Below are 13,363 nucleotides of genomic sequence, written 5' to 3'. Positions count from 1 at the left end.
TACTCTCCAATGAACATCGAAAACGCGTCTCCGACAAAGCATCAAGGGCCTTGGGGAGAGGATCAAGAGTAATGCGGGTTGATTGCACCTGCCGCCATGGAGATGACGAAAGCAAAGCGTATGAAGGATTACTTTTCGTCGATAGATGGTTAGCGCTACTTATCCTTGACGTAGATTCCTATAGTTTCCGCGATCACGCGAAACCCCAGTAAAACTGGCCGTCTCCGAATTTTTTCGGGGCGATTTTTGGGGTCGGGACGCGGGTGCGCGCGCGTGGAAGTAAAGTTACGTTTCCGATGAAATTTGGATAAAGCCAGGCAAACCGGGCGTCTCCGCCCGTCGTGCTTGCAGCAATCGCCCGTAATGGCCGCGAAGGATTACGAAACGCCCAGTATCGGCGTTTTCGGTGGAGGCCCCAAAACTATTTTCCGACCCGCTTAACGGTGAATCCGTTAATCGGAGAAATCAGCTCGCTGCCTGACTGGGTGGGGCCGAGACGATGCGCAGCATGCATCGGCGTCTTGCAGGGCCCGCGTTCCAGGTCACCGTCGCAAGCTTGCCACCCGCAGCCGTCGAAACGACACCGCCGGGATGCTTTTGGGCGGCCCCTTGGCCTGTGCCGTCAGCACCCTGCCAGGCGAAAACAACGCCTGCAGATCGCCGTCGGAATTGGGTCCGGCCATGATGGGGCAACGACGCCACGCGAACATCGCCCAGCTGGCCCCCATAACATGTCGCTCCGTGCCCGAGGCCATCAGGCGCCAACAGCTCCGCATCGCCGGTATTGAGCCAGACCGGCACATTCGGCGACGACATGCCAGAGGTGTGCCTGATGGCGACGCCAACGGGGTGCTGGACAGGTTCATGGATGATCAATTGGAAGAGCCGGCAAAGGTCGCATAAAGCCCTTCAGACCGTCCGCTGACCGTGCGCGCATGACGGGTAATGGCGAGGGCGAATGGCTACGCTCTCCTGTGGTGATGATCCAGCGCCTGAAAGAGTGGAAGTTCACGCTTAGCAAGGCGCACCGGCCGGCGCCCCGCACAAGTGTCCGCATGAATTATGAAACCACTGAACGAAGATTCAGCCGCCGCAAATTCATCAAACTTCAAAATCGCCCACAAACAAGGATTCGAGTGTAAGCGGGCCTGGGACTATGCCCTGTTCTACAACGTAACGAAGAATTGCCGACAATTCCTTGTGGTTGTTCCTGAGACCGTAGCGCCAATAATCCTCCCCCATCAGCGTTACCGTCTGATGTAAACCTTCCGCTAGCCAAGGCAGCATCGTTGTATCAACATTGCTTTGCTTGAGATTGTGCCCGGCCATTTTCAGTGAAGCGTCGAAAGCAGCAACCAAAGCCGCGGGCAAAAGTGGCTCACTGTCCACCAGCTCGTTTTTAACACCCAGGACGTGCATGATGGGAAACAGGCCGGTTTTCTTGAAGTAGGCCTGCTCGGCGTGCACGGTATTGCTGAAGAGGCGCCGGATGCGAGGGTCGCCGGCCGTAAAGCCGGCTGGCGCACGAGGCGCAATTATCCCGTCAATGCGGTCATCGCACAACAAATTCCACAAGGTTTCGTCAGCGCCCAGTCGGCTCACGGAAAACTCTGTTGGCAGAACGACGGGCACCTTCTCGTCGCGCCCGGGCTCATCGACCCCGCCGATGTGCCAGTGCACGTCGCTGGCGGCCACGCCGTACTCGTCCGACAGCATGCCGCGCGCCCAGACATTGCCGGTCAATTGGTACTCGGGAAGGCCAATGCGAGCGCCGCGCAGTTGTTCTGGGCGATCAATGCCACTGTTCGAGCGGATGTAGATCGAACCGTGCCTAAACTTTTTGGACACGAATACCGGCAGCGCCCGGTACCGGCATTCGCCTCGAGATTGCTGCAACAAATAGGTGCTCAGAGACATTTCAGCTATGTCGAACTCGCCGTGTATCATGCCCCGCAGGAATATTTCTTCCGTCGGATAGAGCTTCCAGTCCAATGGATAACCCGGCACCGTCACGAGGGAGGCGATAAGGGGCCACGTGCGGTCATAGGCGCCGCAAGCAACAGTGAGTTTCATGGGCCTCTACCGATCCGAGTAGCCAGGTTCGATCTGCGCATCGATGATGAACCGGCCACCATTGGCAACGATCTCCTCGCCATGGAGAAGTTCCGCCCGGAGGTCATCCACGTTGCGAACCGAGGCTCTTCCCTGAAAGCCTTGAGAGGCGGCCATCGCGATTATATCGACACAGGGTTCGGTCAACCGCTGGCCGATGTGCTTGTTCTCGACGGAGCGGCCTCGTTGCCGTGCAACTCGCTCCTGGTGAACCTCATCGTTGAAGTAAGATCGGTTATTGGCGACCACGATTAACATGGGGATATTCTGGTTTGATGCCGTCCAAAGGGCATTGCCGCCCATCAGGAAATCGCCATCACCCATCACGCCGACGGGCAACCGGCCGCTGCCCTGAAGGGCCAATGCCGCGCCAATGGTGTGGCCCGGCCCGGTGCCCACGGCACCTCCGCCGTCCTTGCCCAGAAAGTCCAAAGGCGAGCGGAAGCGGCTAGCAGAGCGCGGCCACCCGAAGGGCAACCGCGCAAAGGTCACATTGCGGTCCTGGGCGAACTGCATCAGCGTGAAAGCCATCTGCTCCGAGTTGAATGGCGCCCCAGCTTCCGGGCCCGCCGGTGCCTCTCGCGTCCAGTGACCTCGCTGGCTCGGGCGGTCGGCGAGTCGCTCCCGGCTCAGGGGCAGCAGCTGCGCGACGAGCGCATCGGGGTGTGACAGCACGCGGATGTCCGCCGGGGCCAACTGCTGATGGTCCATGCTCCAGCCGTTGGACAAAGTCTCATCGAGCGAACAATGAATGACCTTGCCGCCTACGAACCCACGGCTCAGGCGTGAGTGGAGAAAGCCACCAAGATCGTGCCAGTCAAACGACACGATTAGGTCGGCGCCTTCCAGCACAGCGGCTTCTGTTGTCGCCGGCCGCTCGCCGACTGGCGCCAACATGTGCAACTCGTGCTCCGTTGGAAACACGGAAGCATTGTGCAAGGTGGTTAGCACGGTTGCACCATGGCTCTCGGCGAGGCGCACTCGATTGTCCCAAGCCTCTTGCGTGCGCGAACCGCGCCCGAATAGGAAAACGGGGTTCTGAGCGGTGACGAGTTCTTCGCTGATGTGCTGCAAGGTTGACGCAGATGCAACCGGCGCCTCCGGCAAGGCGTACCTCGAAAGCGCTGGAATGGTTGCGCTAGGCTGGATCCTGCTTTCCTGCATTTCCACATCGAGGCATATATAGACAGGAGCCGATGGGGCGGTGCGGGTGATCATGTCTGCCCGTACGACCGCCTCCACAGCGGCAGAAGCCGAGGCCGGCTGATCATCCCACTTCACGAAATGGCGCACCAATGCGCCCTGATCCTTGGATGTGTGGATCCAGTCGATCCAGGGCCGGCGCTTGCTGGCGTCCACCGGACCGGTGGCGCCGATAATCAGCATGGGCCGCCGATCGCACCAGGCGTTGAAAATCGTCATTGAGGCATGCATCAGCCCTACATTGGCATGCAAGGCCACCGCCATGGGCTCGTGGGCCACGCGTGAAAATCCATCGGCGATGGAGACAGCGTGTTCTTCATGCAGACAGACGAGCATTGTGGGTCCATGGGCCCCAAGGCGATTGACCAGACTGTCCTGAAACCCGCGGAAACTCGAGCCTGGCACGAGGGCGATGTAGCGGTAACCCAGAGCCGCCACCACGTCGGCAATGACGTCACTGCCCCATTCGGGGGGACCCAGGTCAGGAGCTTCGGCACGGATGTTCATCGTTTTGACTTTCCACTAAAACGGGGTTTGGAGCAGGAAGGCAGGCCCTTATTCCGTGAATACTTCCTCGCGGCGGCGCGAGATGGAAGGGAGGATGCCGATCGCGAGCATGGCGACGGCCAGCACCAAAAAGGTAGCGCTCAAGGGCCGCTCAACAAAGGTGAGGGCATTACCACGCGAGATGATCAGCGCCTGCCGGAGATTTTCTTCCATCATCCGACCGAGCACAAAGCCCAAGGTCAAGGGTGCGGGTTCAAAATCCAGCTTTACGAGGCCGTAGCCCACCATGGCGAGCGCTGCGAGGACAACGAGATCCATCGGCTCCCGGCGGATAGAATAAACGCCGATGCAGCAGAAAAGCAAAATGCCGATGAACATGAAGCGGTACGGCACCTGCAACAACTTGACCCATAGACCCACAGCCGGGAGGTTGATCACCAGCAGCATCAAGTTGCCGATCCACATCGAAGCGATCAAACCCCAGAACAGGTCTGGAGTTCGGGTAATGATCTGCGGGCCGGGCACGATGCCATGCACCATCATGGCACCCACCATTACTGCCATGACAGCGTTGGGCGGAATGCCGAGCGTGAGCAGCGGCACAAACGAGGTCTGCGCCCCGGCATTGTTAGCGCTTTCCGGGCCGGCCAACCCCTCGATCGCGCCTTTCCCAAAACGGGCCGGAGTCTTGGAAATGCGTTTTTCAATAGCGTAGGAAGCAAAGGGCGCCAGCACCGCGCCATTGCCTGGCAGAAGCCCAAGAATGGATCCGAGTGCCGTGCCCCGGCAGATTGAAGGGGCCGACTGGCGCAATTCGGACCAGTTTGGCATGAGCCGGCCGATCTTGGCCACGTGGCGCGTCCGCACCTCGCCATGCTCCAGGCTGCGATAAACTTCGGCGATCCCAAACAGGCCCATACCAAGCAGCGCAATCTCGATGCCGTCAGAGAGCCAGGGCAGGCCAAATGTCATGCGCAGTTGCCCTGTTGTGAGGTCCGGTCCGATCGTTGAGAGCAGAAGCCCGCATAGCACCATAAGAATTGCCTTGAACACGGATCCGCGGGCGAGAAGAATCGCAAAGGCGAGCCCCATCACCATCAGCGAAAAGTACTCTGCAGGGCCGAAAATGAGGGCGACAGCAGCGAGAGGCACCGCGATCGTGGACATAAGCAGTGTCGCAAACGAACCCGCGAAAAATGATCCAATGGCGGCAATGCCAAGCGCCACGCCGGCCCGACCGTCGCGCGCCATGGCATGGCCATCGAGTGCGGCGACCACGGCGCTGGACTCGCCAGGGATATTGAGGAGGATCGACGCCGTGGAGCCGCCATACTGAGCACCGTAATAAATGCCGGCCAGCATGATCAGAGCGGAAGTAGGCTCGAGCCCGTAGGTCAGCGGTAAAAGGATAGAGATGGTGGCTATGGGGCCAATACCAGGCAGAACCCCGATGAGCGTGCCCACGAGGCAACCCACGAGGCACAGCAGCAGGTTCTGCATGGAGGCGGCGACACTGAAGCCCAGCCCCAGATTTCCGAATACGTCAAACAAAACTAAATCCTTATGGACGTGCCGGGGACATACAGGACCACCAAGGGCTGACCCAGAAGCACCTTGAAGAGCAGGATGCAGAAGATCGTCATCAGCACGGCGAAAAGAATTAGCTCTCTGAGCTTGTTCTCGGGCGAACTGTAGCCCGCGACGATGATGGAGAGCGGCGCTCCAATCAGAAATCCGGGCATGCGGATAGTGGCTGCGAAGATCAGCACCGCCGCCGTCATCAATAAGGGACCGCGCATTTGCCAGCGATCGAGACTAGCTCCGTCACGCAGCAGCCCTGCGGCCATCAGAGCAAGCCCACCCATTCCGATCATTATGGCCACCGTGCGCGGGATCATCGCCGGCCCGATCATGAGCATTGATCCCATTTGCAGATTGCCAAGCGCTACAAGGGCAACCGCCGAAAACGCAGCAATGCACAAGCCCCCGACGAAATTACGGGGTCCTCTAATTTGGGCTAAGCTCATTGAACTTCCTGAGATTATGGGACGGACTGATGTCCGTCCCAAACAGAGGGCCTTACTCGACAGTAACGCCGATAGCCTCGACCATGGCTGCCCATTTCTTGACTTCCTCGCCAACATAGGTCTGCGCTTCGACAGCATCACGGGCATGAAGAACAAAACCAAGGCCGGACAGGCGTTCTGTCATGGCTGGATCGGCCTGGATGTCGTTGATCGCGGTGTTGAGCGTTTCTGCCACGTCATCCGGCACGTCTGAGGGAACAAAGAACCCCACCCAGGACTCTGCTTCGTAAGGGAAGCCCGACTCTGTGTAGGTGGGCACATCCGCCATCATCGGGTTCCGGTCCTTGCTGGCTACTGCGAGCCCTACAAGCGCGCCTTCAACAACTTGAGGTGTCACTCCGAAGGACGAGGCAACCACGTCAACCTGATTGCCCAACGCCGCCTGAACCGAAAGAGCACCGCCGCGGAATGGGACATGCACTGGCTTGGCGCCTGCCAACACTTTGAAGAAGTATTCGGTCGCAATGTGGGATCCAGACCCTACACCGGCCGTAGCGAAGGTGAACTCGCGATCCTTGAACTCGTCCAGGAACGCCTGCAGCGTGCCCGGTTTAGACGGATGGACGGCGATGGACTCAGGGGAAGAAGCCGGAACCGCCACCGCCTTGAAATCCTCCGTCGTGTAGTCGAGATTGTCATACAACGACTGGTTTATAGCGATAGCAGTGGTAGTGGCTAAAATAGTATAGCCATCCGCTTCCTGGCTGCGCACGAATGAAGCGGCAGTGTTACCGCCTGCACCCGCCGTGTTTTCGATCACCACAGGCACCCCCCAGCGCTTGGCAAGTTCCTCCCCCAAGATACGCGTGTAGGAGTCGGCGAAGCCGCCTGCGGCAAATCCGACTACGATGGTAACTTGCCGATCCGGATAGGCGCCCTGCCCCAAGGCCACGCCAGACATCAGTGCCAGGGCCATAACCGCCACGCCACTCCCGCTAATCAACCTGCGATGCAACACGTTCATATAATTTCCTCCCACTTAGTTGTTGTTTGATAAATTCACCCTATCGCGCGGGTCGTTTTAGATTGACGTGGATATGCTTTTCTTGGGTGTAGCTGATTAGCTCTTCTATACACTCCTCACGACCCACCCCTGATTGCTTGTAGCCTCCGAAGGGCGTGCCCAGCAGGTGGCGGGATACTTCGTTGATCCAGACGTAACCGGCCTGCACATCCGCTGCGAGACGGTGGGCATGACGAACGTCGTTCGTCCAGATGGAGCAGGTGAGGCCATATTCCAAGCGATTGACGTCCGCTAACATGGCCGCCTCGTCGGACCATTGAAGAACGGCGAGCACGGGCCCAAACACCTCCTCGGACGCCAGGCGCATTGCCTGCGTGACACCGGTGAACATGGTGGGTTGGAGGAAGTTTCCGCCGGCCAGTGCAGGGTCGCTCGGGCGCGAGCCGCCACAAGCAAGGATCGCGCCTTCGCTGTGCGCTGACGCGATAAAGTCAAGCGACCGCTGCATGTGCTCGGCAGTTATCATCGCCCCCATGGTGGTGGCCGGATCGGTGGGATCTCCGGGGGTGAATGCAGCAATCTTTTGCTTGGCAATGCGAACTACTTCGTCGTGGATTGCTTCATGCAAAAAGGCGCGGCTAGTCGACCCGCATGACTGTCCGCACCAAGTGAAGTTCATGCCCGCGACCATAGCGGAAGCGACTTCTTCGGGATCGGCGTCAGGCATGGCGATAAGGGCGTTTTTGCCACCTAGTTCAAGCAGAACCGGCTTGAGGCTGTTCGATGCAGCGCGCATAACGGCCCGTCCTGCAGCGACACTACCAATCAGTGAAATCATCGCGACTTCCGGATGCGTTGAGAGCGCAGCACCCGTGTCGCGACCGCCGGTCACTACACTGAAACAACCCGGCGGCAATACATCCGCAATGAGTTCAGCAAAGCGCAGCGCACTGAGCGGGGCCTGCTCAGGCGGCTTCACGATCACAGTGTTGCCAGCCGCTAAGGGCGCGGCAGACTTGGCTGCGGCGAACATGAAGGGATGATTGAACGGAATAATTCGTCCCACCACGCCTCGAGGCTCACGCACCGAGAAGTTCACGGAGTCCGGACCCATGGGAACTGACCCGCCCTTCATCTCGGTTACGAGGCCGGCGAAGAACTCAAACTGCGCGGCCGCATTCTGCACGTCTCGCATCGCCTCATGCACTGGCATGCCGCCGTCGATGGCATCCAAGAGGGCTAGGTCGTCTGCGTTCTGCCTGATGATAACGGCAATTCGGCGCAGCAGCTTGGCACGGTCAGCTGGCGGCACCCTGCGCCAACGCTGGTATGCCGCAGCCGCTTCCCGAACTGCATTGTCGACGTCCTCGACGCTGGCGTCGGGCACGTTTCCGAGCGAGTCCCCCGTGGCTGGGTTACTAACTTCAATCACCCGTTTCGAAGTTGAATTACGCCAGGCCCCAGCCACAAACAGCGATCGGTTGGCGGGGAAAACCGCCTTGGCGGCTCCCATCCCATCGCTGAGCACAGGGCTATGCATCTCGTTCATGTACTTGTCTCCGAATTACGTTGCCGCTAGACGATCTGGCAAACCTGTTCGAACAGGAACCGGGCGCCGCGCGGGCGCAATTTGCTCATGTCGCCATATCCGAGGTTTATCAGGAAGTTGGACTTCACCCGCCCATCGGGAAAGAATTCCTCGTCCACGATGTCGTGGAAGAACCCGGACATTGGGCCGCAGTCGAGCCCGCATGCACGGGCAGCCAAAATCAAGTAGGCACCCTGCAGTGTTCCGTTCCGGAATGCCGCTCGGTAGGCTAGATCCGGATCGTTGATATAGCCTGCCTGCTTGTCCAATGCATGAGGCGCCAGCAGGTCGAAGTGCTCGTAGAACGCCCTATCGAAACCGAGAACGGCAGTTACCGGGGCCGATTCCACCTTGACGACGTTGCCCGGCTTAACACCGCGCAACAGGCGTTCCTTACCCGCCGCTGACTTGACAAACACCACACGCATCGGGTTGCCATTGCCGCTGGTCGGGGCATATTTGGCGATGTTGTATATCTCCCGCAGCAGCGCATCAGGAACGTCTCGCTGCTGGAACGAGTAGTGCGTTCTAGCGTCGAGGAAGACCCGGCTAAGATAAACGGAATTATAGTCCTGCTCGATTTGCCCGTCCAACGTAGACCGCCTTACATAGAGCTTGTTCATAGTTTGAGGTGCTATTACGCCGTTCGCTGTTACCGGCCGGCCTTGGTAACAGTGCTCACAAATTCTATGGCGAGCAATTCATAAGGCTGCGCCTCCCCATAAGTGAAGGCTATACCGCAGATAGCAGCACCATCTCGCTCGGGAACACCGCGGCGACAACCGTCCGCTTCAGAGACCCAGGTGGCACGCGGCCTAGTGTCCGTTCCGGTCATTCATCCAGCAGCAATGAAGCAGGTAGTAGCGCGAGCCGAGAGCGGGCCTTCGATGCATGGCGAGACAGCACGCCTCCACTTGACGGTTTTTTGCTGGGAACGCCGAAATAGTCCGCAACTATAGGGCGACGGCGGCCCTAAGGTCCTCAATGAACTCTCGCTGGGCCCGTGTTGGCAGCCACCCTTCACGCATGCTCAGCCCGATGGGTCGTGCGGTACCCTCAATCCGGACCGGGAGGCGTGCGACTGCGCCAAGTTTCAGGTCTGACTCAATCTGCAGTCCAGAGATGAAGCCCAAGTGGTTGGAAATCGTCAGCAGCTCGCGCATCAGAACCATCGATCCCGTCTCGACAAGACTTTTCGGGCCTGGCGTACCTAGTTTCTCGAATATACGCTCGAACTGCTGTCGCGTCGGCGTGCTGGCCGGGGCAACAATCCACGGAAACGCGGCGAGCTTTTCGAGTGCACGGTCACTTGCCTGTAGCAGCGGGTGATGCGTGCCGCAGACAACCACCAACTCGTCCTCGAAAAGTTCTTCCTGAACGATGTCACCGATGGGGGCCGGCTGCCTCAATGCTCCAACTAGGAAGTCCACTTCGCCCCGTCGTAATCCGGCTATCAGATCGTCATAGGGACCTTCAACAGCCCTTATCGGCAGCGTCGGCCACCGCTTCCGAAATCGTGCGATGGCGCGCGCAAGAATATAGGCCCTGGACAAGGGCATTGCGCCGATCACAATCCGCCCCACTTCCTTGCCAAGCAGATCGGCCAGATCAGCCTCTCCTTGGTCCAATTCGGCAAACGCCAGCTGAGCAGCGCGTGCCAGGGCTTCGGCAACTCGGGTGGCTACCATCCCCTGCGCGGTGCGCTCGAACAATCGGCGGCCTGCTCCTTGCTCGAGATCAGTGACGGCCCGATGAACTGTTGGCTGAGCCAGATGCAAGCGGCGGGCGGCCAAGGTGAAATTCTGAGTTTCCACCACCGCGACCAAGGCCACGAGCTGTGCTGCCGTAGCAGTTGATGTGATCCGTGAAGACAGCTCGTCTAGCGCAGGATCAAGCATACCAAAGGCTCGACGAACCCGCGCCGCCAGTACTTCACCCGCCTTTGTTACGAACAGGCCCTGCTGGGTACGCAAGAACAATGGCATGCCAGCCAGTAATTCAAGCTTGCGAATAGTCTGCGTAACCGCGGGCTGGGATACAAAACAAAGCTCGGCGGCCCTAGTTATCGATCCGTGGTCTGCAACGGCCAGAAAGGCGCGGAGATGACGAAGGTTTGCCCTCACTTCATGTTAGCCAGCAACTCGTCGACGATGCGCTCGAAATCATGGGCACCTGGATTTTCAAGCCCGCCCAGCAGATCCTGCCACTGCGCCGTCGCCGAAGCCATCCAGTGGGGCATCTCCATGTCCTGCAATGTTACAGCGACCTCGCGCATTTCGGCCGCACGACGGGCGCCGTGTTCAAGCATTCTTTTAAGATTGTAGGATGTGCGCTCGCGCCAATCGGCGATCTCGCCAGACTTGGTCAGCGACTCCAGCACCAGGTGCTCGACGCCCGCTTTGCGAGCGGCGAGAAAGCATTCGGCGGTGAGCGCCTCCATGCCCTTAATCATTATGGAGCGTAGCATCTTCACTGAGGATGCATGGCCGATATCACTACCCACCACCGTCGCATCCATGCCCAAGGTCTGCAGTCGTCCAGCGGCTTCGTTTGCGGCCTCGCCGGACAGCAGAACTGGAGTGCGATGCAGCTTCGGCAGCACTGGGGCCATGATTGCCATATCAACATAACGCGCCCCCCAGCCGGTAATCTTGTCGGCCGCCGCCCGTTTTGTGCTTGGTGCGCTTGAAGAGCCATCGATCCACAGAGCCCCGCGGTCTAGGTGACGTCCCAACTCCTCGGCGGCCAAAGCGGCCTGGTCCGTGGGAACCAGGCAAAATATGGTTTCCGCTCCCTTTAAAACCGCATCCGGCTCTGACCCGCCTTGAACCGAGCAGCGCCCGTATGCGTCCAATATGTCTGCGGCGTAGGCCGGGTCGCGCGTTTTGATGTCATAGACTCGCACCCGGGAGGGGCCGAGTTGCCAGCCCCGAGTAAAGGCCTGCCCCGCCTCCCCAAACCCAACCACTGCAACTGTGACCATAATTACCCCCTTCGGGCCATCAGCAAACACGCGTTTTCTTGCCCGCACAAATCCGAACGGCACCGGCCTGATAACGTGGGCTTATACTTGGCTCGGAACGCCGCTCAAGATGATGAGCCAACGCCACTATAGCCCGGCCTTATCGATTTGCTACTCTTTGGATTTGGATTTGGCAGGGAAAAGCCCGAGACAAAGGCAGTTCATCCCGGCTTGGAGGCAATTGTGAGCGACCGCAAATCTGCACTTGTAATCAGTGCGCATGCAGCTGACTTCGTTTGGCGCTGCGGGGGTGCGATCGCGTTGCACGCAGCAAAAGGTTACGAGGTTACCGTCGTTTGCCTTTCCTTTGGGGAACGTGGCGAATCGGCCAAGCTTTGGAAACAGGCAGGGACGACGCTGGAGGGCGTCAAATTTGCCCGCCGGAATGAAGCAGAGCGCGCTGCTGTGGCCCTTGGAGTGCACGACCTCGTCAGCTTCGATCTTGGTGACTACCCGCTACGCCTGAGCGATGACGACAAGTTCCGCCTCGTCGACGTGATCCGAGGGGTACAGCCCGCGTTTATGCTGAGCCATTCTCTATATGACCCCTACAACACCGATCACATGTATGCGACGCAGGTAACCCTCGAAACCCGCATGATCGCGCAGGCCTGGGGCCACAAGCCGGGCGACAAGGTGCTCGGGGCGCCTCAGCTTTACCTCTTCGAGCCGCATCAGACCGAGCAGATGGGCTGGAAGCCAGACGTGTTTCTGGACATCACCGAAGTCTGGGACAAGAAGCGTGCCGCTATCGAATGCATGGAAGGCCAGGAACATCTCTGGGAGTTCTATACCCGGGTCGCACAGAATCGCGCCAACCACTTTCAGCGCAATTCCGGCGGTCAATCGGGTGGACGGGCAGCCCAATATGCCGAAGGGTATCAGTCCGTCTTCCCTCGTACCGTGGATGAACTTTGATGGAGCCCTGCTTTGATATCGCGCATCTTGCGCATGTTGAACTCTACAGTGACAAATACGAGGAGAGCCTGCAGTTCTTCACCCACGTATATGGGCTCTCTGTTTCAGCACAGGATGAGAACTGCGCCTATCTGCGGGCCTGGGACGACTACGAGTTCCACACCCTTAAGCTTACACGCCATCACACTACAGGTGTCGGTCATATCGCCTACCGCGCTAGTTCGGAAGCGGCGCTATTGCGTAGGGTCGCCGCGGTTGAGGCCAGCGACTTCAAGGTTCTGGGCTGGGTGGAGGGAGACCTCGGTCATGGGAGGGCTTTCCGCTTTGAGGACTCCTTTGGTCACATATTCGAAGTCTATTGGGACAGCGTGCGCTATGTCCCGCTCGAGCAAGAGCGCCCAAAGCTCAAGAACCTGGCACAGCGCTACCATGGACGGGGCGCCAGCCCCCGCCGGCTGGACCATCTCAACCTGCTTGCTGCCGATGTTAACGAGTTCCGCCGTTTTATGCAGACCTGCCTCGGCAGCCGGGTGACCGAGATGATCCAGTTGGACAATGGCCGGACCGGCGGCTGCTGGTTCACCGTCAACAACAAGACCTACGATCTAGCCTGCACTGAAGAACATGGCGGTGGTCACGGACGGTTCCACCACGTGACCTATGCCACAGATACCCGTGAGGACATTTTACGCGCCGCCGACATATTTCTCGAGAACGGCATTTTTATCGAAACCGGTCCGCACAAACACGCCATCCAGGGCACGTTCTTTCTGTACATCTGGGAGCCGGCGGGCAACCGAGTGGAACTGGCAAACTCCGGCGCTCGTCTCATCCTGGCACCTGATTGGGAGCCTGTGGTCTGGACTGAAGCGGAACGCAAGAAGGGCCAGGCTTGGGGCCTAAAGACCATTGAAACCTTCCACACGCATGGCACGCCACCTGTGTCGCAGAAAGGACACTGA

Annotated in this window: 11 protein-coding genes; 2 read left to right on the top strand and 9 right to left on the bottom strand. The window is 59.0% G+C overall.

Annotated elements, in window-relative coordinates:
• Window positions 1–1,101: 1,101 nt before the first annotated feature.
• The 9 genes from AC3YOG_RS05420 to AC3YOG_RS05380 all read right to left on the bottom strand — a co-directional run bounded on the left by AC3YOG_RS05420 (window position 1,102) and on the right by AC3YOG_RS05380 (window position 11,444).
• Window positions 1,102–2,073: a PhnD/SsuA/transferrin family substrate-binding protein gene (locus AC3YOG_RS05420; RefSeq protein ID WP_489934359.1), complete on the bottom strand. Its 972-nt coding sequence runs from the start codon at window positions 2,071–2,073 to the stop codon at window positions 1,102–1,104.
• Between the two features lie 6 nt (window positions 2,074–2,079).
• A complete protein-coding gene (locus AC3YOG_RS05415) occupies window positions 2,080–3,822 on the bottom strand; it encodes a thiamine pyrophosphate-binding protein (RefSeq protein WP_489934358.1) in 1,743 nt (580 codons plus the stop codon).
• A gap of 48 nt (window positions 3,823–3,870) precedes the next feature.
• The gene (locus tag AC3YOG_RS05410) at window positions 3,871–5,373 is read right to left on the bottom strand and encodes a tripartite tricarboxylate transporter permease (protein WP_489934357.1); all 1,503 of its coding nucleotides are present in this window, start codon (window positions 5,371–5,373) and stop codon (window positions 3,871–3,873) included.
• Window positions 5,374–5,375: 2 nt separating this feature from the next.
• Window positions 5,376–5,849: a tripartite tricarboxylate transporter TctB family protein gene (locus tag AC3YOG_RS05405; RefSeq protein WP_489934356.1), complete on the bottom strand. Its 474-nt coding sequence runs from the start codon at window positions 5,847–5,849 to the stop codon at window positions 5,376–5,378.
• Between the two features lie 52 nt (window positions 5,850–5,901).
• On the bottom strand, window positions 5,902–6,873 hold the full coding sequence (locus AC3YOG_RS05400; RefSeq protein WP_489934355.1) for a Bug family tripartite tricarboxylate transporter substrate binding protein: 972 nt from the start codon (window positions 6,871–6,873) through the stop codon (window positions 5,902–5,904).
• 40 nt (window positions 6,874–6,913) lie between these two features.
• The gene (locus AC3YOG_RS05395; protein ID WP_489934354.1) at window positions 6,914–8,422 is read right to left on the bottom strand and encodes an aldehyde dehydrogenase family protein; all 1,509 of its coding nucleotides are present in this window, start codon (window positions 8,420–8,422) and stop codon (window positions 6,914–6,916) included.
• A 26-nt stretch (window positions 8,423–8,448) separates the two neighbouring features.
• Window positions 8,449–9,084 carry a malonic semialdehyde reductase gene (locus AC3YOG_RS05390; RefSeq protein ID WP_489934353.1) on the bottom strand — a complete coding sequence of 212 codons (636 nt, stop codon included), beginning with the start codon at window positions 9,082–9,084 and terminating at the stop codon, window positions 8,449–8,451.
• Window positions 9,085–9,414: 330 nt separating this feature from the next.
• Window positions 9,415–10,584, bottom strand: coding sequence for a LysR family transcriptional regulator (locus AC3YOG_RS05385; RefSeq protein ID WP_489934352.1), 1,170 nt, complete (start codon window positions 10,582–10,584; stop codon window positions 9,415–9,417).
• Window positions 10,581–11,444 carry an NAD(P)-dependent oxidoreductase gene (locus AC3YOG_RS05380; protein WP_489934351.1) on the bottom strand — a complete coding sequence of 288 codons (864 nt, stop codon included), beginning with the start codon at window positions 11,442–11,444 and terminating at the stop codon, window positions 10,581–10,583. The genes AC3YOG_RS05385 and AC3YOG_RS05380 overlap by 4 nt, the downstream gene beginning before the upstream one ends.
• A gap of 222 nt (window positions 11,445–11,666) precedes the next feature.
• On the opposite strand from AC3YOG_RS05380, the gene AC3YOG_RS05375 reads away from it, so the two are divergent.
• Window positions 11,667–12,401, top strand: a complete 735-nt coding sequence (locus AC3YOG_RS05375) for a PIG-L deacetylase family protein (RefSeq protein ID WP_489934350.1) — start codon at window positions 11,667–11,669, stop codon at window positions 12,399–12,401.
• Window positions 12,401–13,363 (top strand): VOC family protein, encoded by a 963-nt coding sequence (locus tag AC3YOG_RS05370; RefSeq protein ID WP_489934349.1) that lies wholly within the window; start codon window positions 12,401–12,403, stop codon window positions 13,361–13,363. Before AC3YOG_RS05375 ends, AC3YOG_RS05370 begins: the two co-directional genes overlap by 1 nt.

It is taken from the genome of Devosia sp. Z6_126 (assembly GCF_058133495.1).
This window is presented reverse-complemented; position numbering and strand designations above follow the sequence as displayed.